Genomic DNA, 21,592 nt, shown 5'->3' with positions numbered 1-21,592 from the left:
CCGCATGTACCTCGCCGACGACACCGGCAGCAGCCACGACTTCACCTGGATGGTCAAGAACGCGGTGGTGCCGCGGCCGATCGCCTGGATCGGCACCGAGAGCGCGGACGGCGTCGGCAACCTCGCCCCGTTCTCGTACTTCACCCTCGTGACGATGGACCCGCCGACGCTGATGATCTCGTTCACCGGGGAGAAGGACTCGCACGAGAACATCCGCGCCACCGGCGAGTTCGTGGTCAACCTGGTCACCGAGGGCCAGGCCGAGGTGCAGACCGCGACGGCGGCGATCACCCCGCCGTCCGTCGACGAGGCGGCGCTGCTGGGCCTGGAGCTCGTCGACTCGGTGCGGATCGCGCCGAAGCGCCTGGCGATGGCGAAGGTCGCGCTCGAGTGCGTGCTGCTGCGCGAGACCGAGGTCTACGACGCTCATGTGGTCTTCGGCCAGGTGCTCGCCGTGCACGCGGACGACTCGGTCCTCGACGAGCGCGGGCGGATCGACGTGGCGAAGTACCGGCCGGTCGCCCGCCTCGGCGGCTCGCTCTACACGACCGTGACGAGCGACTACAAGCACCCGGTGCCGGTCGCGACCTCGGAGTGGCTCGCCGCCCAGCCCGGCGGCGCCGCGGCCGCGCCCGTCGACCCCGACGAGCTCGCGGCGGCGGCCGCCTGGTCCACCGAGCAGGCCGCCGCCGCCGTCTGAGCGCCCGACGCCGCGCATCCGGCATTTTTCTGCCGATAGAGGTCTAATATGACCTCAGGAGGTAGAAAAGTGCCGGTTAGCAGAACGACGGATGAGTGGCTGGTCTCCCTGGGAGAATCCATCCGCGACGCCCGGATCGATCGCCTCCTGGATCAGGCGACTCTCGCTCGCCTCGCCGACATCGCTCCGCGCTCGCTCGGCAACCTCGAGGCGGGGCGTGGCTCCTCCCTCTCGACGCTGATCAAGACCGTGCGCGCGCTGGACCGCGAGGACTGGCTGGAATCGCTCGACGAGGGCATCGGCGAGCCGGGACCGATGGAGCAGCTGCGGTTGGCGCGACGCCAGCCCTCGAAGCCGCGGCGGGTACCGCGCTCCCGGCGGCTCTGATGCCCTTCGTGCCCGCTCAGGTCGTCGAGGTCCGTGCGTGGGGCAGGACCGTCGGAGCGCTCGCCGCCGGTCGGCGATCGCGTGACTACGAGTTCGAGTACGCACCGGAGTGGCGCGCCACCGGTCTCGAGCTCTCACCCCTGCACCTCCCCCTCGCCAAGCGCGGTCCGTTCCGCTTCCCCGGACTCAACCCGGACACCTGGCACCACCTCCCGCCCGCCATCGCCGACTCACTTCCGGACCGCTTCGGCAACGCGATCATCGACGCGGAGTTCGCCCGGGAGGGAGCGCGGAGCGACGAGGCGACGCCGCTCGACCGGCTCGTGTACACCGGATCTCGAGCCATGGGCGCGCTCGAATTCCGCCCCGACCGCGGCCCTGCCGAACCCTCGCCGACGGCGCTCGTGGTCAGCGATCTCGTCGGTGTCGCCCGGGACGTCGTCGCGGGCACACTCGGCGACGACATCGAGACAGCGACTGCTCTCCAGCAGATCCTGCTGGTCGGAACGAGCGCAGGTGGCGCACGAGCCAAGGCCGTCGTCAACGTCCACCCGGGGACAGGCGAACTCCGGCCCGGGCAGAGGCCGATGGCAGGCTGCGAGGGCTGGCTGCTGAAGTTCGACGGCGTCGGCGTCGACAGCGCCCTCGGTACGAGCGGGGACTACGGGCGGATCGAGTACGCCTACTCGCTGATGGCCCGGGCCTCGGGGATCGACATGACGCAGACACGGCTGCTCGAGGAGAACGGTCGGGCGCACTTCATGACGCGGCGCTTCGATCGTCCGCTCGACGGGAGCAGGCTGCACACACAGACGCTCTGCGCCCTCGGCATCCTCGATTACAACCAGATCGGCACTCACGACTACGCCCAGCTGTTCCAGGCGATCGACGCGCTCCGACTCGGAGACGGCGCGCGCGGCCAGGCATTCCGGCGTCTGGTCTTCAACTGGATGGCCGCGAACTACGACGATCACACCAAGAACCACTCCTTCCTGATGTCCCCGGACGGACGATGGTCGTTGAGTCCTGCCTACGACATCACCCACGCGCACGCTGTCGATTCGAAGTGGACCAGTGCCCACCTCATGGGAGTCCACGGCGAGTTCCACGCGGTCGACAGGCGAGCCCTGACCGACTTCGCCACGGCGCACTCGGTCCGCGACGCGAGCGGCATCATCGCCGACGTCGCGGCGGCCCTTCGGAACTGGCACGAATACGCGGAGGAGTCGGGGCTGCCCGAGGAGACGGCGGACGCCGTCCGCGCTGATTTCCGGATCGCGCAGCTGACGAGGCGATAGCGGCGGCGGATAGCGCTGCGGGGCACGACCAGCCGAGCACGGCAGGCGTCACACGCCCGGCGAATTGATCTGATCACGGGAGGAGAAACCCCGGTCAGCGCCCGATCCGTCCGCGGCGCCCCTGCGCAATCAGATCGGCACCGCGCCGCGCTCCCGGCGAAATGCGCGACCGCTGGAATGGCTGCACGCCTCCCGCTCCGCACGACCTCGAAGGAGACCGCCCGATGGTCACACCGTTCCACCTCGCCTGGTTCACCCCGTTCAAGACGCCCGCGTGGAAGAGCCCGTGGGCCGCCGACACCCCGATGACGTGGCTGAACGGCGACTACTACATCGACATGGCGCGCCAGCTCGAGCGGGCCGGCTTCGACTTCATGATGTTCGAGGACTCGACGCTCGTCTCGGACACCTACGGCGGCTCGACCGAGAACGACCTCAAGCACGGCCTGCACTCGCCCAAGGGCGACCCGGTGCCGCTGCTGCCGGTGCTCGCGCAGCACACCTCGAAGATGGGCTTCATCGCGACGATGTCGACCAGCTTCTACCCGCCCTTCATCCTCGCCCGCACGATGGCGACGATGGACCACCTCACCCGCGGCCGCGTCGGCTGGAACGTGGTCACCTCCTCCGAGGACCTCGCCGGGCAGAACTACGGCCTCGACCACCTGCTGCCGCACGACGAGCGCTACGCGATGGCCGAGGAGTACGTCACGGTCGTCAAGGCGCTCTGGGACTCGTGGGAGCCCGGCGCGATCGTCGCCGACCGCGAGACCGGCGTGCTCGCGGACCACACCAAGGTCCACCCCATCCACCACGAGGGCAAGTACTTCAAGGTCCGCGGCCCGCTCAACCTGCCGGCCGGCCCGCAGGGCCACCCGGTGCTCTGCCAGGCGGGCGGCTCCCCCGCCGGCCGCGACTTCGCCGCCAAGCACTCCAACGTGCTGCTCTCGCAGCCCAGCGGTGTGGACGGGATGAAGGAGTACCGCGACGACATCCGCGCCCGCGCCGCCGGGCACGGCCGGAACCCGGACGACGTGAAGGTGATGTACATCATCCAGCCGGTCCTCGGCGAGACGCAGGCGGACGCCGAGGAGCTCGCCCGCCGCCGCTACGAGCTGAGCCAGGACCAGATCGAGACCCTGCTGGGCATCATGTCGATCACCACCGAGGTCGACTTCAAGCAGTTCGACCTCGACCAGCCGCTGCCCGACGACGTGTCGACCAACGGCCACCAGTCGGGGCTCGCGGCGTTCAAGAAGCGCGCGGCGGGCAAGACGATCCGCGAGGCGCTCACCGGCCAGTCCTCGGAGTCGGTGAAGCTCGTCGGCACACCCGACTCGGTCGCCGAGCAGATGGAGGAGGTCGTCGACGCGGTCGGCGGCGACGGGTTCCTGGTGCGCGGCGAGCCGGTGCGCACGCACTCGCGCCGCTACATCGACGAGATCGCGAGCGGACTCGCGCCGGCCCTGCGCCGCCGCGGCTTGATCCGCACCTCGTACGACGAGCCCACCTTCAAGGCGAACCTGGCGGCGTTCTGATGGTCGCGCCGTTCCACCTCGGCTGGTTCCTCAACGGCACCTCGGTCCCCGCCTGGGGGCAGGAGTTCTCCGGCGCGATCGGCACGCAGTGGCAGCAGGCCGAGATCTTCGTCGACCTCGCGCGGGCGATGGAGCGGGCGCGCTTCGACTACGTGCTGATCGAGGACAACACCTTCGTCGGCGACCGCTACGGCGACTCGATGGAGCTCTACCTCAAGCACGCCTTCCAGACCCCGCGGCAGGATCCGATGGTCACCGCGACCCTGCTCGCGCAGGCCACCGAGAAGCTCGGGATCATCGCGACGGCCGGCACCTTCGCCTACCACCCCTACATGCTGGCCCGGCTGTCGGCCTCGATCGACCAGATCTCGGGCGGGCGGATGGGCGTGAACGTGGTGACCGGCACCTCCGACCGCGCGCTGCAGAACTACGGCTTCGACGGCATGGGCGAGCACGACTCGCGCTACGACGTCGCCGAGGACTTCCTGAAGGCCGCGATCGCACTCTGGGACACCTGGGAGCCGGACGCCGTGGTCGCCGATCCCGCCACCGGCTACTGGGCCGACCACACCAAGGTCCGCCGGGCGGACTACCGCGGCAGCCACTACTCGACCCGCGGACCGCTGAACACCGGCCCGCTGCCGCAGGGCCGTCCGGTGATCTCGCAGGCCGGCGGCTCGCCCCGCGGCATCGCCTTCGCGGCGAAGTACGCCGACACCATCGTCGCGATCCACGCGACGGCCGAGGGCATGAAGTCCTACCGCGACAAGGTGCGCGCCGCGGCGCTCTCCTTCGGGCGCGACCCGGACGACATCAAGGTGCTCTTCGGGGTCGGGCCGATCGTCGGGTCGACCGAGGCGGAGGCGCAGGAGCGGGTGCGCCTGCGCCGCGACGACATCGCCGAGAACATCGAGGTGCACCTGGCCGCGATGGCGAAGTCCACCGACATCGACTTCGCGCAGGTGCCGCTGGACGTGCCGCTCGGCTCGCTCGATCTGCGCACCAACGGCACGCAGCAGCTCACCGACTTCGTCACCCGCAACGCGACGCGGACGCTCCGCGAGGCGGTCGTCTCGCGCGGGGTCGGCAATGGCCCGGTGATCGCCGGCACCCCCGAATCGGTCGCCGACCAGCTCGAGGAGATGATGCGCGTCGCCGGCGGCGACGGCTTCCTGATCTCGACCAGCGGCGTCACCCGGCGCTTCATCGCCGAGATCTGCGACGGCCTGGTGCCCGAGCTGCAGCGCCGCGGGCTGACCCGGCGCGAGTACTCGTTCGACCAGCTGCGCGACAACCTGCTCGAGTTCTGAAGCCCCCGTCCTTGCTTCCCATTTCTGTTCCGAGGAGAACCACCATGCGCGGATACGTCGACACCGACTGGGGTCAGCTGCACTACCGCAGGAGCGGCTCGGGCGGACCGGCGATCGTGCTGCTGCACGAGTCGCCGCGCACCTCCGCCGTCTACGAGCCGGTGCTGGACGCACTCGGCGCGCACGCGACGACGATCGCCTTCGACACCCCCGGCTTCGGCCAGAGCGACTCGGCGCCCGCCGACCAGCCGCTCGCCGAGTACGCCCGGATCCTGGTGCAGGGCCTGGACGCGCTGGGGGTCGGCGAGTTCGTCCCCGTCGGGATGAAGACGGGCAGCTCGCTCGCGACGGCGATCGCGATCGCGCTGCTCGGCACCGGCCGGGTGCGGCGGGCTGTGCTCTACGCCCTCGAGGAGCCGGAGCCCGCGGCGATGGAGCACTGGGCGCAGAACTGGGCGCCCGAGCTGCCGGTCACGGCCGACGGCGCCGTGCTGCGCTACCTCTGGGACAAGAACGTCGGCCTCTACGGCACCGACGACCCGCGCGCGCTGGCCGGCTGCGTCGCGGACACCCTCGGCAACCTCGAGCGCTACAACTCGATCTACCCGGCGGTGTTCCGCGGCCGCGCGAAGACCTGGGCGGACAACCTGGCGCTGGTCGAGGCGGGCGTCGAGCTCACCGTGCTGCAGCCGCCGTGGGCGCGGATGACGCTCGACGTGCCGATCGAGTTCAGCCGGATGCCCGGGACCAGGGTCGTCGAGATGCCGGTGAGCGGGCAGTTCCCGGCGCGGGCGCCGCGGGAGTTCACCGCGGCCGTGCTCGCCGCGGTGGGCGCTCCGGTGCCGGCGTGACGGCGTGAGGTCGTGACGGGCGGCGTCCGCTGGCCGCTGACCGGCCTGATGCTCTCGCAGTTCGTCGCCGGGCTCTCCGCGACCATCGTCGCCACGAGCGTCCCCACCGTGATGCGCTCGCTGGAGGGCGCGGCCGGGCTCTCCACGTGGCTGGTCGCGGCGACGATCCTCGGCAACACCGCGACCACTCCGCTCTGGGGCCGGCTCGCGGATCTCGTCGCGCCGAAGCGGATCCTCCAGGCCGCGATCGGCGTCTTCGTCGCCGGCTCGGTCCTCGCCGCGCTCGCCCCCTCGACGGCGGTGCTGCTCGCCGCGCGGGCGCTGCAGGGCGTCGGCCTGGGCGGGACCGCCGCGGTGTCGATGGCCGCCGTCGCCCTGCTGGTGCCGCTGCGCGAGCGCGGCCGGGTGAACGGGTCGCTCCAGGCCCTGCAGACCTCGGCGACCATCCTCGGCCCGATCGTCGGCGGGGTCGTCGTGCAAGCGCTCGGCTGGCGCTGGTGCTTCGTGGTGGCCCTGCCCCTGGCCGTCGCCTCGTTCGTGGTGCTGACCGCCTCGCTGCACGTGCGGCTGCCGGTCGCGCCGCGCGGCGGACGCACGGACTACGCGGGTGCGCTGCTGATCGCGACCGGAGTTCCCGCGGCGCTGATCGCGCTGACGCTGCTGGGCGAGGGAGCGGGCGGCGGGGGCTCGAGGGCGGTCGCGCTGCTGGGCTTCGGCGGCTTCGGCGCGCTCGCGCTGGTCGCGCTCGTGCTCGTCGAGCTGCGGGTGGCCGCTCCGATCATCCCGCTGCGACTGCTCGTGGCGCGGGTCCCCCTGGTCTGCGCGGTCGCCGCCTTCCTGCTCGGCTCGACGCTCTTCGGCGGCTCGGTCTTCATCACCCAGTACCTGCAGCTCGGGCTCGGGATGGATCCCGCGCCCGCCGGTCTGCTGCTCGCTCCGATGGCGGTCGGCGCCGTGATCGCGTCGTTCACCGCCGGCCGCGCCGTCACGCGCAGCGGCCGGGTGAAGGGCGTGCTGCTGCTGGCCGCGGGCGCGATGCTGCTCGGCAACGTCGCCCTCGCGCTCGCGCCGCTCGCCCCGCTGCCGCTCGCGCTCACCGGGGCACTGCTGCTCTCGGCCGGCCTCGGCATCACGCTGCAGAACCTCGTGCTCGCGGCGCAGACCGTCGCGCCCGCCGGCCGGACCGGCTCGCTGAGCGCCGCGATCGTCTTCTTCTTCACCCTCGGCGGCACCGTCGGGCTGGTGGGCTACGGCGCGGCGCTGTCCGCTCGACTCACGGCGCTCGTCTCGGCCGGCGCGGCCGAGGCGGAAGCGTACGCGCTCGCCCTGCCGCTGGTCTTCGCCCTCTCGGCGGCGGCCTGCGCGGCGGCGGTCGGCGCACTGGCCGCGCTGCCCACGGTGCGGCTCCGTGCGACGGCGTGAGCCCGACGTCGCGCGCCTGCGCCGAGGAGCCCACCACCCCGCTGGCAGGATCTCTCGACGGGAGTCCCGTCGACGACACGGCCTCGTCGACGACACGGCCTCGTCGACGACACGGCCCCGTTAACGACACGGCCCCGTTAACGGCAGAACCCCGGTCGTGTGATCGGCTCTCGGACGAGAGCTACAGGGACGGCTCCGGGGTGTTCGGTAGGAGTTTAGAGGGCGAGGTGATCCCGGTCAACGCGAGCGAGTGGCCCTTCTACGAGCAGCACTTCTCCTCCGCCAGACTCCGGCACTACCTGGCCGAGACCGAGGGGGATCTCGATCGGGCTCGTGCACTGTACGAGTGGAACGTGACCACCTCGGCCGCGTTCTGGGAATCGCTGGGGCACCTCGAGGTCGCGCTGCGCAACGCGATCGATGCACGGATGGCCCTCCTTCACCGCCGAAGAGATCGCATCGGCCACTGGATCTTCGACGATGCGCGGGAGCTCGGGCGAGACGCACGCGGACCCGGACTCCACCGCCAGCCCTACACCGATGTCAGCATCGCCATCGGTCGCGTTCGACGCAATGGCAAGCCCATCGACCCAGGCCAGGTCATCTCCGAGGTGTCCTTCGGGTTCTGGCACCAGATGGTGTCGAAGGCTCGCATCGCGCTGTGGCCCGACCTCGCTGCTGCCTTCCCCTCCGCGCCGAATCGGAGTCAAGCGACAGTTCGCGAACCGGTCGCTCGACTGCGCGGGCTCCGCAATCGCATCGGGCACCACCACCGGATCTGGTCGCTGGACCTTCCGGCGCGGTACGACGATCTCATCGACGTGACCGGCTTCATCGATCCCGAGCTGCGCAACTGGATCCATGAGCGGAGCAGGGTGCCGTCCGCCCTCTCCGCTCGACCCTGAGATCCTCGGCCGCCGTTGACGAGCCGACCCAGGCGGGCGACCGTCCCGACGGTTCCCGCAGAAGGGACGGTTCCCGCAGAAGGGGGGTCCGCGGATCGCTGAGAACGGGCGCAGGGGTGTGACCGGTCCTGGCACGCTGGGCGCAGGCTCCGTTCACGTCATCCCGAAGGGAAGCGATGCCCGTTCTCCAGCTGGTGCTCTACCTGGTCGACGATCCCGAGCAGAGGGCGCACGCCTGCACGTTCCACGGTGATCGCCACAAGCTCGCCCACGACCTGGAGACGCGGCAGTTCCTGCCGGTCGCGCGCGGGCCCGAGCAGTACAGCGTGGTCGCGGTGAACCGCATCCAGCGCGTCGAGTTCGAGCGTGTCGACGCGGACGCGCAGCCGCTCTCGGACACCGTCGCCTGCTAGCTCCGGCGCAGGAGAGCAGATCGTTACCCGGTCGCCGGCTCCCGCGCGGAAGGATGGGCGGTGGGGGACGATCCGCGACCCCCGTCGTCCGCTTCTCCGGGGGTACGCCATGCCCATCCCGTCCCGCTCGCTCCTGCGCACCGCCGTCGCCGGCACCGCCCTCGCCCTCGGCGTCGGGACGGTCTTGAGCGGCTGCGTCTCCTCCGACGAGCCCGTCGCGCAGCCGGCCGCGACGGTGACCGCCACCGCGACCGTCACCGCAACGCCGGCCCCCACCGCGACCCCCGCGCCGACCGCGACGCCCGCGGCCGCCGCGAGCCTGCTGATCGGGCCGACCTCGTTCTCGCTGGTGGACGCCTCCGGAACGCAGCTGGGCAGCTGGGCGTACCGCGACGGCACCGGCGCGGTCGCGGCGCTCACCGAGGCGTTCGGCAGCGAGCCGACCGAGTCCGACGACGTCCCGTACGAGGGCTACCGCAGCCGCGCCTACACCTGGCCGGGCTTCGTCCTCCGGGACACCGAGGTCTACGACGCGGGCGGGCCGGAGCTCACCTACCCCGAGCCGGACGTCCTGGTCGAGGCGACCGCGCCCGCCGTCGACGGCGTCGCGATCAGCACGCTGGGCGGAGTCGCGGTCGGCGACGCCGCGGCCGAGGTGGCTGCCGAGCACCCGGAGAGCACGACCGACGGCTCGCTCAGCAGCTTCCTCCTCGACACCACGGTCGTCGGCGCCGACGGGGACTACGAGCTGACGAACACGGTGGGTGCGATCGCGGAGGACTCCGTCACCGTCTCGAGCCTGCGCGCACCCTTCCCGAACTGGGGCGTCTGAGCCCGACCGCTCCCGGCCCTGGTCAGGCGACCGAGCGCAGGTGCCGGAAGGCGGAGCCGTGGAAGACCAGCGGCTCGATCGTCGCGTCGTTGTGCAGCGCCGTCACCTCGAGGAGGACCACGTGGTGGTCGCCGGCGGGGATCTCGCCGTGGATCGAGCACTCGAGCCAGAGCGGTGAGCCGTGCACGAAGACGGCACCGGCCTCGCTCCGCTCGATCTCGAGGCCCTCGAAGCGGCCGGCCTTGTTGCGGGAGGCGAGCTGGCGCGCGGCGACACTGTGGCCGGCTCCCATCACCGAGACGCCGATGCGGCCCGCCCCGCGCAGCACCGGCCAGGTGGTCGACGAGTTCTGGATGGCGAACATCACCAGCGGCGGGTCCATCGAGACGCCGACGCTGAACGAGGAGGCGACCATGCCCTCGAGCGTGCCGTCCACCTCCGCGGCGAAGGCGGCGACGCCGGAGGGGAAGTGCGAGAAGGCCTGCCGGAGCAGCTGCGGGTCCGGCGAGTAGGTCTCGAGGGTCATGGCGCGGGTGTCCTTCCGGAGGGAGCGGGCAGGGCGGAGACCCGCCGTCGAGGCACGATCCTGACAGCCGATTGTTGAATCCCGATTGCGCCGGTCGACCCGATCCCGATCCGCGCACCGACGCCGATCCGCCCCGCATTCCGCCACTCCTCCCCCTCCGTGAGATGCCACTTGTGCTCGCTTCCACCGGCGTGTCGCGTGCACAAGTGGCATCTCGCGGGTGGGGACCGGCGAGTGGCGGACAGGGCGCCGATCCTTGCAGTGGCGCGGGCGGCGGTCGCGCAATCCAAGCTTCACGCCCCCGCAATCAGCGCGGACCGGAGCGGCTCCTACGCTCCTGACTCACCGGCGATCCGTCCGGGCTGAGCAGGAGGACAGGGGGTGACGGCATGGTGCGCTTCCTCGGCCGGCGCGCGCTCCGGGCGGTCGTGACGGTGCTCGCGGTGCTGACGTTCGCGTTCGTCCTGGCCCGGATGACCGGCGACCCGGTGCGGCTGATGCTGCCCGACCAGGCGACCGCCGAGGACGTCGCGGACGTGCGGCGGGCCCTCGGACTCGACCGGCCGCTGCTCGCGCAGTACCTCGGCTTCCTCGGCGACGTGGTGCGCGGTGATCTGGGCGAGTCGATCCGGCAGGGGCAGCCCGCCCTCGCCCTGGTGCTCGACCGGCTGCCGGCGACGCTCGAGCTCGCGATCTCCTCGTTCGTGATCGGGATCGTGCTGGCGACCGGGCTCGCCGTGCTCGCCGAGGTCACGGGCGACCGCCGACTGCGCACGGTGATGCTCTGGGCGGCGACGCTGCGGCAGGCGATCCCGCCGTACCTGTTCGGGATCCTGATGATCCTGGTCTTCTCGGTCGGGCTCGGGCTGCTGCCCGCCCTCGGCCGCACCTCCTACGCCAGCTACGTCATTCCGGTGATCACCATCGCGACCTTCGAGGTGGCGCTCTACCTCCGCCTCTTCAACGCCTCCTTCGACGAGAGCCGCTCGCTCGACTTCGTCCGCACGGCGAGGGCGAAGGGGGTGCCCCGGTCTCGGATCGTGCTGCGGCACATGCTCCCGAACGCGATGCTGCCGATCATCACGGTCGCCGGCATCAACCTCGGCGTGCTCGTCGGCGGGCTGGTCGTGCTCGAGACGGTCTTCAACTGGCCGGGCCTCGGCCGCCTGATCGTGCAGGGGGTCACCCAGCGCGACTATCCGATCGTCCAGGCGGGGGTCGTCGTCATCGCCCTGCTCTTCATCGTGATCAATCTGGTCGTCGATCTGCTCTACGCCGTGCTCGACCCGAGAGTGCGGCTGTCGTGAACGGCGCCGCCGTCAGCGGCGTCGTCGCGAACCGCGCCGTCGTGAAGGGAGCACTGTCGTGACCACCGAGATCATCCGCACCCGCACCCGGTGGCAGCTCGCCGCCGCCCGCCTGCCGGGGCCCTCGGTCGCCGTCGCCGTCGTGATGCTCGCCGTCGTGGCGCTCGTCGTGATCGTGGTGCCCTTCCTCCCCGCCTTCGACCCGTACTCGCAGGACCTCGCGGGCAGCCTCGCCGCCCCGTTCGCCGACCCGGCGCACCTGCTCGGGACCGACGCGCTCGGCCGCGACACCCTCAGCCGCCTGGCCGTCGCGACGCGTGTCTCGCTGCTGGTCGCGCTCGGGGCCGTCGCGATCAGCGCGGCCGTCGGTCTCTCGGTCGGGCTGCTGGCCGGCTGGCGGCGCGGCCGCCTCGACGGTTTCCTGATGGCCGTCGGCGACGTGCAGCTGGCGATCCCCGTCGTGCTGCTGCTGATCGTGCTCGTCGCGGCGCTCGGCTCGAGCCCGCTGCTGCTGGTGACCCTCCTGGGCCTGACCAACTGGGTCGGCTACGGACGGGTGACCCGCTCGCTCACGGTGTCGCTGCGCGAGCGGGAGTTCGTCTCGTCGGTGACGGCCGCGGGCGGCAGCGGCTGGTGGATCGTGCGCAAGCACCTGCTGCCGAACGTGCTGCCGCAGGTGCTGATCCTCGCGGCGTTCGAGATCGGCGTCGTGATCACCATCGAGTCGTCGCTGAGCTTCCTCGGCCTGGGCATCCAGCCGCCCACGCCGAGCCTCGGTCTGATGATCAACGAGGGCCAGAAGTACCTGCAGACCGACGCCGCGCTCACCCTCCTGCCCGCGCTGATGATCCTCTTCGTCATCGGCGGGATCCAGTTCGTCTCCCAGGGCGCGCGCCCGCGCCGCTGAGCGCTCGCTCCCCCTCTTCCCCCGCTTCCCCCGCTTCCCCCTCCCGAAAGGCCTCCCCGTGACCCCTTCCTCCTCCCGCCGCCTCTGCCTATCCCGCCGCGGCCGTCGCGCAGTCGGCGCCGTCGCGCTCGTCGGCGCCGCGACGCTCGCCCTCGGCGGCTGCGCGAGCTTCGACGACGGCTCCGCCTCGGCCGCCGACACGACGAGCATCACCGTCGCGCTGACCGGCGAGCCGTCCTCGCTCGATCCGCTCTACGACACCCAGCTGCCGGCGCTGAACATCTTCTACAACGTCTTCGACCAGCTCGCCCAGGTGGACGCCGACGGCAGCGTCTCGCCGCGGCTCGCCTCGGGCTGGACCCACGACGACTCGCTGACCAGCTGGGTCTTCACCCTGCGCGACGACGCCGCCTGGCAGGACGGCACCGACGTCACGGCCGAGGACGTGGTCTTCACCTACGAGACGGCCATGAGCGATCCGGCGTCGAACCTCGGCGGCTACCTCTCGGCGGTCGAGTCGGTCGTGGCGACCGGCGAGGACGAGGTCACCTTCACGCTGAACACGCCGTTCGCGCCCTTCGACCGCCAGGTCACGCTCGTCCCGATCATCCCGAAGGCGGTCTACGAGGCCGAAGGGGCGGCCGCGTTCGCGAAGGCACCGGTCGGCTCGGGCCCGTACTCCGTCGCCTCCTGGGTGAACGGCGACTCGATCACGCTCGAGCGCAACGACGACTACTGGGGAGAGAAGGGCGCCTACGAGGAGGTCGTCTTCCAGCCGGTGCCCGACGAGACGACCCGGGCCAACTCGGTCCAGTCCGGCGACCTCGACCTCGCACTCCTCGGCCCCTCGAACGTCGCCGCCGTCGAGGGCTCCGGCACGGTCGACGTCGTCGAGCAGGAGTCGAACCGCGTGCTCTACACCGGCTTCAACTCGACGGCCCCCTGGCTGTCCGACCCCTCGGTGCGCGAGGCCGTCGACCTCGCGATCGACCGCACCGCGATCAGCGAGGACCTCCTGGGCGGAGCGGTCACCCCGACCGGCCAGCTGATCGCCCCGGTCTCCTTCGGCTACGACGAGGCGCTCCCCGCGACCGAGACCGACGCCGACGCGGCCCGCGAGCTGATCACGGCCTCCGGCTACGACGGCAGCCCGATCACGCTGTCCTACCCGACCAACGGCCTCCCGCAGATCGACCAGATCGCGCAGGCGGTCGCGAGCCAGCTCGAGGCCGTCGGCCTCACGATCGAGCTCGACGGCCAGGAGGCGAACACCTTCAGCGGGACCTGGTTCTCGGCCTCGCTGCCCGGCCTCTACCTCTACGCCTTCGCCCCCTCCGTGATGGACGCGGACCTGCCGCTGACGATGCTGCTCAAGACCGGCGGTCAGGGCTACGTCTCCGACCCCGCGATCGACGAGCTGCTCGCCGCCGAGACCGGCGAGGCCGACGAGACCGCGCGCGCCGACGACTTCGCGCAGATCTCCGCGCTCGTCGACGAGAACACCTACTACGCACCGCTCTTCACCGACACCTACACCTACGGCGTCGCGCAGGGCCTCGACTGGAGCCCGCGACCCGACGGGATGCTCGTCTTCAACTGACCCGCTCTCCCCACCTCTACCGATCAGGAGCACCGCCATGACCACCATCCCCCGCGAGAACACCGCGCTCATCGTCGTCGACATGCAGCGCGCCTTCTTCGACAACGACGACTCGCTCGGCCGCTCGGGCATCGACGTCACGCCGCTGCGCGACGCCATCCCGGGCACCGTCCGCCTGGTGCGCGACGCCCGCGCCGCCGGCGTGCCGGTGATCTTCACCCGCTACGTCTACATGCCCGGCATGGTCGACTTCGGACCGGTCCGCGGTGCGAAGGCCGCCGAGCGCATCGCCTCCAACTCGCTCGGCGCCGGCACCGACGAGATCGAGCTGATCCCGGAGCTGGAGGCGCGGCCCGACGAGATCGTGATCGACAAGTCCCGGCCGAGTGCGTTCTACGGCACCCGCCTCGAGCCGGTGCTGAACGGCATGGGCGTCCGCAACGTCGTGATCTGCGGAGTGACGACCAACATCTGCGTCGAGTCGACCGCGAGGGACGCGGGCCAGCGCGACTACGGCACCTACGTGGTGCGCGACGCCGTCGCCGAGTTCACGGCCGAGCGGAACCACTTCGCGCTGTTCGGGATCGCCTGGTCGTTCGGCGAGGTCGTCGACCTGGCCGAGATCGAGGCGTCCTGGTCGCTCGAGGCGCCCGTGGCCGAGGCTTCCGCGACCGAGGCTCCCGCGCTCGAGACCGCCGCGGTCTGAGGCCGCTCCCGTGACCGATCCGCTGCTCTCCCTCCGCGACGTCTCGATCTCGTTCGCCACTCCGGCCGGCGAGATCGAGGCGGTGCGCCACCTCGACCTGGATCTGCGCGCGGGTGAGACGATCGCCGTCGTCGGCGAGTCGGGCTCGGGGAAGTCGACGACCGCCGCGAGCATCAACCGGCTGCTCCCGGAGAACGGCAGGATCTCCTCCGGCTCGATCCTGTTCGAGGGCGAGGACCTCGCGCAGGCGACGGAGAAGCGGATGACCGCGATCCGCGGCGCCGGCATCGGGCTGGTGCCGCAGGATCCGATGTCGAATCTGAATCCGCTGCAGCGGGTGGGCGCGCAGATCGCGGAGGCGCTGCTCGTGCATGGCCGCCTCCGCGGTGCCGCCGCGCGTGACCGGGTCGTCGAGCTGCTCGAGATGGTGGGCATCCCCGAGCCGGCCCGGCGCGCGCGGCAGTACCCGCACGAGCTTTCCGGCGGCATGCGCCAGCGGGTGCTGATCGCGATCGGCCTCGCCTGCCGCCCGCGGCTGCTCATCGCCGACGAGCCGACCAGCGCGCTGGACGTCACCGTGCAGCGCGGGATCCTCGATCAGCTCGCCCGCCTCACCGCCGAGATGGGGACCGCGGTGATCCTGATCACGCACGACCTCGCCCTCGCCGCCGAGCGCGCCGACCGGGTGCTGGTGCTGTTCCGCGGCGAAGTGGTCGAGCAGGGCGAGGCGGCGGCCGTCCTGCGCGCTCCGCAGCACGAGTACACCCGGCGGCTGCTGGCCGCGGCGCCGACCCTGTCGTCGACACGGCTGGTCGAGGACGCGCCCGCGTCCGAGGGCGTCGAGCCGCTGGTGAGGCTCCGCGAGGTCGGGAAGCAGTACCCGGTGCGCTCGGGCCTCGGCCGCAAGACGCCGTTCACCGCCGTCGAGTCCTCGTCGTTCGACATCCCGCGCGGCCGGACGGTCGCGGTCGTCGGCGAGTCCGGCTCGGGCAAGTCGACGACGGCGAAGCTCGTGCTGCGACTCGAGGAGCCGACGACCGGCGCGATCGAGTTCCGCGGCCGGAGCGTCGCGCACCTGCGCGGGAAGGAGCTGATGGACTTCCGCCGGCACGTGCAGCCGGTGTTCCAGAACCCGTACAGCTCGTTCGACGCGCGGTACACCGTGGCCCGCAGCATCGAGGAGCCGCTGCTGTTGCACCGGGTCGGCGACGGCGAGAGCCGGCGGCGGCGGGTCGCCGAGCTGCTCGCGCAGGTCGCCCTGCCGCCCGAGGTGGCGGAGAAGCTGCCGCGCGAGCTCTCGGGCGGTCAGCTGCAGCGCGTGGCGATCGCCCGCGCGCTCGCCCTCTCGCCCGAGCTGGTCGTACTGGACGAGGCGGTATCGGCGCTCGACGTCCTCGTGCAGGAGCAGATCCTCGCGCTCCTGGCCGAGCTGCAGCGCGAGCTCGGGCTGAGCTACCTCTTCATCAGCCACGACCTCGCCGTGGTGCGGATGCTCGCGCACACCGTGCACGTGATGCAGAAGGGCCGGATCGTCGAGTCGGGCACGCCCGCGCAGATCTTCGAGGCGCCGCAGCACCCGTACACGCGGGCGCTGCTCGCGGCGATCCCGGACCCCGAGGCGGCCGCGGTCGGCTGACGGCCGTGCAGGAGTGAGCGCCCGCGGGAAGTGCTCCGCCTCCGCCGACGCCGCGGCGCTCAGCAGTCGCGGGCGCGGAAGCGCAGCGCGGTCAGCGCTGTCGCGTGCCAGCCCTGCTGACCGTCGCGCTGGCTCACGGTGAGCGTGCTCCCCGAGGGGAGGACGTCGAACGCGAAGGTGTCGAAGCGGGGGTCGTTGACGAGGACGGGCTCGAAGGAGGTGCTGCGCCGGAACGGGTCGGCGACCGTGCCCGTGCCGACTCCCGCGTCGGGGCCCTGGGCGGAGATCGAGGTGGGCGCGAGGCTGAAGCCGACGGTGGTCCACCAGCGTGCCACCCACGGGAGGGAGGGGTCCGAGAGCGACGTGATGTTCTGGAAGGTGAGCCGGACGTCGAGTGGGTCGAACGGCCGCCCATCCGCTCCGAAGAAGCCGAACGTCAGCGTCTGCGAGTCCGACCCGGGCGACGGGGTCTCCGTGAGCGCCCCGGCACGACGCTGGTTCAGCAGGAGCGTCCCGGGACCGAACGCGCCCGGCCCCCCGGCGCGCGCGACCGTCTCGCTCGGCGGCGCGCCGGTCTCCTCCCCGATCCACACGGAGCCCTCCCCGGTCAGATTGAAGCTCCGGCCCTGCGAGCCGGTCGTTGTGCCCGGCGCGAGGACGGACGTGATCCGCACCGTCGACACCGCTCCCCCCGGCGAGACCGCCGTGAGCACGGTCGGGTCGCTCGCGACGCTCGTCGGCGGGAACACCGTCGAGCTGAAGCACGGGGCGGGCGAGGCGGCGGCGAGCGGGGCGGCGACCGCCGCGCTGACGACGGGGACGCTCCACGCGGCACTCGCGGCGACGGTGCGCCGGGTGGGGCCGTGCGGGTCGGGGCGGTGCTGCGACATGTGGGATCCGTTCCGTGAGACCAGGAGTGCGGCCGGAGTCCGACCGGTCACCCCGGCAGCGTAGGAGGGGCGGTCGCCCGAGTGCGACGCTCCCCCGCCGCTGGCGCGGAACGAGCGCTCAGCAGTCGCTGGTGCGGAAGCCGAGGCCGGTGATCGCGCTGTTGTGCCAGCCCTGATACCCACCGAACTGGCTGTAGGTGAGTGCGCTGCCGGACGGGAGGGAGGCGAATGTGAAGACGTCGAAACGGGGGGCGAGCGGACGGGCCGGCTCGTTCTTGGTGGCGCGCCGGAACGGATCGGCGACCGTCCCGGCGCCGACTCCCGCAGCACCGCCCCGCGTGGTGATCGAGGTGGGCGCGACACTGAAGCCGACGCTCGTCCAGAACCGCAGTGCCCAGTAGAGGTCGTCATCCGCCCTCGACGTGATGTTCAGGAAGGTGAGCTGGACGTCCGTCGGGTCGAACGGCTTGCCGTCCACGTCGAAGAACTCGAAGATCAGCGTCTGCGAGTCGGACCCCGGCGTCGGCACCTCCGGGATCCTCACGTCCGATGTCGAGACCTGCCCGGCGCGACGCTGGTTGAGGAGGAGCACACCGGGCTCGTAGTAGTCCAGCGGTCCCTCGTTGGCGAAGTCCGTCGAGCCGCCGGCGAACCACACCGTGCCGTCCTGGGTCAGGTTGAAGCTCCTGCTGTCGGTCGTGGGCGTGGTCGTGGTGTCCGCCGCCAGGACCGAGGTGATGCGGACCGAGGTCGACGTGCCGGTGGGCGAGGTCGCAGTGAGGGTCAGCGGATTCAGCGACATGCTCGACTGCGTGAACATCGCCGTGCTGGTGCAGGGCAGCGTCGAGGCCGCGGCGAGCGGAGCAGCGACGGCCGCGCTGACGACGGGGATGCTCCACATCGCGCCCGCGGTCACGGTGCGGCGCGAGGGGCCGGAGGAATCGGACGGGTGAGTGGACATGACGGATCCGTTCGTGGAAGAGGGAGTGGGACGGGCGGGAGTCGACCGTCTCGAACAGGTGCGAGAGGAATGTGGTGACACCGCCGCGCTGACGACGGGGACGCCCCACGCGGCGCTCGTGGCGATGGTGCGCCGGGTGGGGCCGTGCAGGTCGGGGCGGTGCTGCGACATGCGGGATCCGTTCCGTGAGACCAGGAGTGCGGCCGGAGTCCGACCGGTCACCCCGGCAGCGGAGGAGCGGCGGTCGCCCGAGTGCGACGCTCCCCCGCCGCTGGCGCGGAACGAGCGCTCAGCAGTCGCTGGTGCGGAAGCCGAGTCCCGTGATGGCGCTGTTGTGCCAGCCCTGGAGGCCGCCGAACTGGCTGTAGACGAGCGAGCTGCCCGAGGGGAGGGAGCGGAACGAGAAGGTGTCGTACCGCGGCGTGCGCGGGAGGGACCGCTCATCGGCGGTGGCGCGCCGGAACGGATCGGCGATCGTGCCGGCGCCGACTCCCGCATTCCCGCCGCGCGAGGAGATCGAGGTGGGCGCGACGCTGAAGCCGACGGTCGTCCAGGACTTCAGCGCCCAGTAGAGCCCTGTGCTGGCCGCGTCCGACAGGATGTTCAGGAAGGTGAGCTGCACGTCCGTCGGGTCGAACGGCTTCCCGTCCGCGTCGAAGAACTCGAAGATCAGCGTCTGCGAGTCGGATCCCGGCGTCGGCACCTCCGGGACGGTCTCGGTGGGCGTCGAGACCCGCCCGGCGCGACGCTGGTTCAGGATGAGCAGCCCGGGCCCGAAGAAGTCCAGCGGTGCCTCGATCGCTAACTGGGGCGTTCCACCGGCGTACCACACCGTCCCGTTCTGGGTCAGGTTGAAGCTCCTGCTGTCGGTCGTGGGCGTGGTCGTGGTGTCGGCCGCCAGGATCGAGGTGATGCGGATCGTGGACGTCGTGCCGGTGGGCGAGGTCGCGGAGAGGGTCAGCGGGTTCGTCGCCGACACGACCGACTGCGTGAACATCGTCGTGCTGGTGCAGGGCACCGTCGAGGCCGCGGCCAGCGGAGCAGCGACGGCCGCGCTGACGACGGGGATGCTCCACATCGCGCCCGCGGTCACGGAGCGGCGCGAGGGGCCGGAGGAATCGGACGGGTGAGTGGACATGGCGGATCCGTTCGTGGAGAGGGAGAGGGGCGGGCGGGAGCCGACCGTCTCGGACAGTTGTGAGAGCAGGGTGGTAACGCTGTCATAGCAGGGCGAGCCTTCAGTGAAGCGCAGTCGCTCATGCCGCGCACGTCCCCCGTCCGCGCCACTTGCGGGAGGCGGGAACCCTGCCACCTCTCCGGGGATGTCCCCGGGAGAGGATCGGGCCGGTCCGTTCAGCGAGGGAGCGGACAGGCGAGGAGCGGCTGACCGACACGAAAGCTTAGGCCGGTCGAATGCAGAAGACGAATTCTGCTCACTTCTGGCGCGGAACGTCGGTTCGAGGAGGACGAGCAGCAGGTCGGTCGAGGAGCCCGGGCAGCGACGAGTGCGCTCGGGGCTGCCCGCACGAGGATCTCGATACGCCCGCTCCGCGGGCTGCTCGATCAGCATGCTCGGCGGTGGGCGGGTCTACTTGGAAGAGACACCCGCACACATGCTGGTCGAGTAGCCCCGCAGGGGCGTATCGAGACCCACCACCGCATGCACGTCGGTCTCTTCCCCGCCCTGCGCTGGCGCCGGAGGCGCCCCCTCCGCTCGATACGCCCGCTCCGCGGGCTACTCGATCAGCATGCCGGGGCGGGTGGGTCTCCTCCCAGGAGACCCACCCGCCCCGGGGACGTCGGGCCCTCTCCCGGGCGGCGGGCACGGGCACGCCCGGCCCCGCAGCTCAGCGACCGCGCGTGGACGCGCGCTCGACGAGCTCCGGCGCGAAGACCCGGCGCCGGTCGACGACGCCGTCGCCCTCGGCGGACACCACCTCCTGCAGCAGGTCGACCGCCGACGCGCCGAACGACTCCTGCGGAGCGCGGATCGAGCTCAGCGGCACGATCGACGCCTCCGCGTACTCGATGTCGTCGTAGCCGATGAGCGCGATGTCCTCGGGCACGCGGATCCCCCGGCCGATCAGGACCTGCTCGAGGCCGATGGCCAGGAGGTCGTTGACGGCGAAGATCGCATCGGGGCGGGCGGCGGGCTCACGGTCGGCGATCGCCTCGCCCACCTCGTGCCCCTCCGCGATCACGCGGTGCTGCACGTCGATCATCTCGAGGGTCGCGCCGGGCACCGCGGCGACCGCGCGGCTGGCACCCGAGAGGCGCTCGCCGACCTGCTGGATCGAGAGCGGGCCGCCCACGAAGGCCAGGCGGCGGCGGCCGAGCGCGAGCAGGTGCTCGACCGCGAGGCGCCCGCCGAGCACCTCGTCGATCGAGACCGAGGGCTGGGTCTCGGCGGCCGCGTGCCGGCCGACGAGCACGGTCGGCGTCCCGCGCGAGCGCACCGAGGCGAGGCGGTCCTCGATGGAGCCGTGCGACGCGACCAGCATCCCGCGCACCCCGTGCTCCTCGAACAGCTCGAGGTAGGCGTCCTCCCGCGAGGTCTCGCCGCCCGAGTTGGCGAGGAACAACGACAGCCCGAGCTCGGCCGCGCGCCGCTCCGCCCCCTCCGCGATCATCGCGAAGAAGGGGTTGGAGACGTCGGGCGCGATGTAGGCGATGGTCGAGCTCTGCCCGAGCCGGAGCTGGCGGCCGGCGTTGTTGCGCACGAAGCCCAGCGCCTCGATCGCCTCCTGGATCCGCTTGGCCTTCGTGTCGGAGACGCGCGCGGGGTGGTTGAGGAAGTGCGAGACCGTCCCCATCGACACCCCGGCGGCGGCGGCGACGTCGCGGATGCCGACCCTGGTCATCGCTGTCTCCTCGTGCTGGCGGGCGCCGCGACGGGGCGTCGGACGGGCTTCGATGCTCTCACGCGAGGCTCCCTACTCGCGGAGCGGCGACTCCGCGGGCGACTCCGCCGGCGGCTCCGGCAGCAGCGGCTCGGGCAGCGCGACACCGTGCGCCTCCAGCGCCTCCGACACCACCTTCACCGCGTTGAGCGCGCGCGGGAAGCCGACGTACTGCACCGTGTGGATGACCGCCTCGACGATCTCCTCCGCCGTCGCCCCCGTGTTGACGGCCGCCCGGGTGTGCCCCCGGAGCTGCGCATCCACCCCGCCGAGCGCGGTGAGGACTCCGAGGGTGATCAGCTCGCGCTCGCGCAGCGTGAGGCCGGGGCGCGAGTTGACGTCGCCGAAGTTGAACTCGAGGCCGTAGCGGGCGAGGTCCTGGGCGCGGCCGCGCTGCAGCGCGATCAGGCCGTCGGCCTTGCCCTCGCCGTAGACGGCGTCGAAGGCGGCTCGGCCGCGGGCGAGGCGCTCGGGGTCGGGAGTGGGCTGAGTCATGTCGGAGT

The 21,592-nt window shown here is 71.8% G+C and carries 21 protein-coding genes; 15 read left to right on the top strand and 6 right to left on the bottom strand.

From position 1 onward, the window contains the following. Positions 1-4 precede the first annotated feature (4 nt). The 10 genes from EDF17_RS00945 (at position 5) to EDF17_RS19685 (ending at position 9,656) form a co-directional block, all read left to right on the top strand. The gene (locus tag EDF17_RS00945) at positions 5-700 is read left to right on the top strand and encodes a flavin reductase family protein (RefSeq protein ID WP_123444754.1); all 696 of its coding nucleotides are present in this window, start codon (positions 5-7) and stop codon (positions 698-700) included. 69 nt (positions 701-769) lie between these two features. Beyond that, on the top strand, positions 770-1,087 hold the full coding sequence (locus tag EDF17_RS00940) for a helix-turn-helix transcriptional regulator (RefSeq protein ID WP_123444753.1): 318 nt from the start codon (positions 770-772) through the stop codon (positions 1,085-1,087). Positions 1,088-1,095: 8 nt separating this feature from the next. Further along, entirely contained in the window at positions 1,096-2,385 is a 1,290-nt protein-coding gene (locus tag EDF17_RS00935; protein WP_208110556.1) for a type II toxin-antitoxin system HipA family toxin, read from the top strand. 224 nt (positions 2,386-2,609) lie between these two features. Further along, positions 2,610-3,923 (top strand): NtaA/DmoA family FMN-dependent monooxygenase, encoded by a 1,314-nt coding sequence (locus EDF17_RS00930; protein ID WP_123444751.1) that lies wholly within the window; start codon positions 2,610-2,612, stop codon positions 3,921-3,923. Continuing rightward, entirely contained in the window at positions 3,923-5,233 is a 1,311-nt protein-coding gene (locus EDF17_RS00925; RefSeq protein WP_123444750.1) for an NtaA/DmoA family FMN-dependent monooxygenase, read from the top strand. Before EDF17_RS00930 ends, EDF17_RS00925 begins: the two co-directional genes overlap by 1 nt. 44 nt (positions 5,234-5,277) lie before the next feature. Beyond that, positions 5,278-6,084 (top strand): alpha/beta hydrolase, encoded by an 807-nt coding sequence (locus tag EDF17_RS00920; protein WP_123444749.1) that lies wholly within the window; start codon positions 5,278-5,280, stop codon positions 6,082-6,084. 12 nt (positions 6,085-6,096) lie between these two features. Next, complete coding sequence (locus tag EDF17_RS00915) at positions 6,097-7,506, top strand: MFS transporter (protein ID WP_123444748.1); 1,410 nt, start codon at positions 6,097-6,099, stop codon at positions 7,504-7,506. A 227-nt stretch (positions 7,507-7,733) separates the two neighbouring features. Next, on the top strand, positions 7,734-8,411 hold the full coding sequence (locus tag EDF17_RS00910) for a hypothetical protein (protein ID WP_133671824.1): 678 nt from the start codon (positions 7,734-7,736) through the stop codon (positions 8,409-8,411). A 176-nt stretch (positions 8,412-8,587) separates the two neighbouring features. Then, positions 8,588-8,824, top strand: coding sequence for a hypothetical protein (locus EDF17_RS00905; RefSeq protein ID WP_123444746.1), 237 nt, complete (start codon positions 8,588-8,590; stop codon positions 8,822-8,824). A 109-nt stretch (positions 8,825-8,933) separates the two neighbouring features. After that, positions 8,934-9,656, top strand: a complete 723-nt coding sequence (locus EDF17_RS19685) for a hypothetical protein (RefSeq protein WP_166649569.1) — start codon at positions 8,934-8,936, stop codon at positions 9,654-9,656. Positions 9,657-9,678: 22 nt separating this feature from the next. Here the strand turns inward: EDF17_RS19685 and EDF17_RS00895 are convergent, their stop codons facing one another. Next, complete coding sequence (locus EDF17_RS00895) at positions 9,679-10,182, bottom strand: flavin reductase family protein (protein ID WP_123444745.1); 504 nt, start codon at positions 10,180-10,182, stop codon at positions 9,679-9,681. Positions 10,183-10,571: 389 nt separating this feature from the next. Here EDF17_RS00895 and EDF17_RS00890 point away from each other — a divergent pair, with 389 nt between their 5' ends. From EDF17_RS00890 to EDF17_RS00870, 5 genes are read left to right on the top strand one after another with little or no spacing between them, the layout of a single operon-like run. Continuing rightward, a complete protein-coding gene (locus EDF17_RS00890; RefSeq protein WP_123444744.1) occupies positions 10,572-11,489 on the top strand; it encodes an ABC transporter permease in 918 nt (305 codons plus the stop codon). A gap of 58 nt (positions 11,490-11,547) precedes the next feature. Continuing rightward, a complete protein-coding gene (locus EDF17_RS00885) occupies positions 11,548-12,396 on the top strand; it encodes an ABC transporter permease (RefSeq protein WP_123444743.1) in 849 nt (282 codons plus the stop codon). 58 nt (positions 12,397-12,454) lie between these two features. Beyond that, complete coding sequence (locus EDF17_RS00880; protein ID WP_123444742.1) at positions 12,455-13,996, top strand: ABC transporter substrate-binding protein; 1,542 nt, start codon at positions 12,455-12,457, stop codon at positions 13,994-13,996. A 37-nt stretch (positions 13,997-14,033) separates the two neighbouring features. Then, positions 14,034-14,702 carry an isochorismatase family cysteine hydrolase gene (locus EDF17_RS00875; RefSeq protein ID WP_123444741.1) on the top strand — a complete coding sequence of 223 codons (669 nt, stop codon included), beginning with the start codon at positions 14,034-14,036 and terminating at the stop codon, positions 14,700-14,702. A gap of 10 nt (positions 14,703-14,712) precedes the next feature. Beyond that, a complete protein-coding gene (locus EDF17_RS00870; protein WP_123444740.1) occupies positions 14,713-16,338 on the top strand; it encodes an ABC transporter ATP-binding protein in 1,626 nt (541 codons plus the stop codon). Positions 16,339-16,397: 59 nt separating this feature from the next. Here the strand turns inward: EDF17_RS00870 and EDF17_RS00865 are convergent, their stop codons facing one another. From EDF17_RS00865 to EDF17_RS00845, 5 genes are all read right to left on the bottom strand, one after another. Then, entirely contained in the window at positions 16,398-17,228 is an 831-nt protein-coding gene (locus tag EDF17_RS00865; RefSeq protein ID WP_123444739.1) for a hypothetical protein, read from the bottom strand. Between the two features lie 118 nt (positions 17,229-17,346). Next, positions 17,347-18,189: a hypothetical protein gene (locus EDF17_RS19680; protein ID WP_166649561.1), complete on the bottom strand. Its 843-nt coding sequence runs from the start codon at positions 18,187-18,189 to the stop codon at positions 17,347-17,349. A gap of 289 nt (positions 18,190-18,478) precedes the next feature. Next, a complete protein-coding gene (locus tag EDF17_RS00855) occupies positions 18,479-19,327 on the bottom strand; it encodes a hypothetical protein (protein ID WP_133671822.1) in 849 nt (282 codons plus the stop codon). A 709-nt stretch (positions 19,328-20,036) separates the two neighbouring features. After that, positions 20,037-21,050, bottom strand: coding sequence for a substrate-binding domain-containing protein (locus EDF17_RS00850; RefSeq protein WP_123444736.1), 1,014 nt, complete (start codon positions 21,048-21,050; stop codon positions 20,037-20,039). Positions 21,051-21,122: 72 nt separating this feature from the next. Then, positions 21,123-21,584: a carboxymuconolactone decarboxylase family protein gene (locus EDF17_RS00845; RefSeq protein WP_123444735.1), complete on the bottom strand. Its 462-nt coding sequence runs from the start codon at positions 21,582-21,584 to the stop codon at positions 21,123-21,125. Positions 21,585-21,592: the final 8 nt, after the last annotated feature.

The sequence above is a fragment of the Rathayibacter sp. PhB1 genome (genome assembly GCF_004362935.1).
GTDB lineage: Bacteria > Actinomycetota > Actinomycetes > Actinomycetales > Microbacteriaceae > Rathayibacter > Rathayibacter festucae.
Note: the sequence above shows the minus strand (reverse complement) of the source record. Positions and strands in the feature narration are given on the sequence as shown.

Excerpts from the sequence above, each read along its gene's own strand:
- EDF17_RS00945 (WP_123444754.1), top strand. The coding sequence starts at position 5 with ATGTACCTCGCCGACGACACCGGCAGCAGCCACGACTTCACCTGGATG.
- EDF17_RS00930 (WP_123444751.1), top strand. The coding sequence starts at position 2,610 with ATGGTCACACCGTTCCACCTCGCCTGGTTCACCCCGTTCAAGACGCCC.
- EDF17_RS00925 (WP_123444750.1), top strand. The coding sequence starts at position 3,923 with ATGGTCGCGCCGTTCCACCTCGGCTGGTTCCTCAACGGCACCTCGGTC.
- EDF17_RS00920 (WP_123444749.1), top strand. The coding sequence starts at position 5,278 with ATGCGCGGATACGTCGACACCGACTGGGGTCAGCTGCACTACCGCAGG.
- EDF17_RS00905 (WP_123444746.1), top strand. The coding sequence starts at position 8,588 with ATGCCCGTTCTCCAGCTGGTGCTCTACCTGGTCGACGATCCCGAGCAG.
- EDF17_RS19685 (WP_166649569.1), top strand. The coding sequence starts at position 8,934 with ATGCCCATCCCGTCCCGCTCGCTCCTGCGCACCGCCGTCGCCGGCACC.
- EDF17_RS00895 (WP_123444745.1), bottom strand. The coding sequence starts at position 10,182 with ATGACCCTCGAGACCTACTCGCCGGACCCGCAGCTGCTCCGGCAGGCC.
- EDF17_RS00890 (WP_123444744.1), top strand. The coding sequence starts at position 10,572 with ATGGTGCGCTTCCTCGGCCGGCGCGCGCTCCGGGCGGTCGTGACGGTG.
- EDF17_RS00875 (WP_123444741.1), top strand. The coding sequence starts at position 14,034 with ATGACCACCATCCCCCGCGAGAACACCGCGCTCATCGTCGTCGACATG.
- EDF17_RS00865 (WP_123444739.1), bottom strand. The coding sequence starts at position 17,228 with ATGTCGCAGCACCGCCCCGACCCGCACGGCCCCACCCGGCGCACCGTC.
- EDF17_RS19680 (WP_166649561.1), bottom strand. The coding sequence starts at position 18,189 with ATGTCCACTCACCCGTCCGATTCCTCCGGCCCCTCGCGCCGCACCGTG.
- EDF17_RS00855 (WP_133671822.1), bottom strand. The coding sequence starts at position 19,327 with ATGTCCACTCACCCGTCCGATTCCTCCGGCCCCTCGCGCCGCTCCGTG.
- EDF17_RS00850 (WP_123444736.1), bottom strand. The coding sequence starts at position 21,050 with ATGACCAGGGTCGGCATCCGCGACGTCGCCGCCGCCGCCGGGGTGTCG.
- EDF17_RS00845 (WP_123444735.1), bottom strand. The coding sequence starts at position 21,584 with ATGACTCAGCCCACTCCCGACCCCGAGCGCCTCGCCCGCGGCCGAGCC.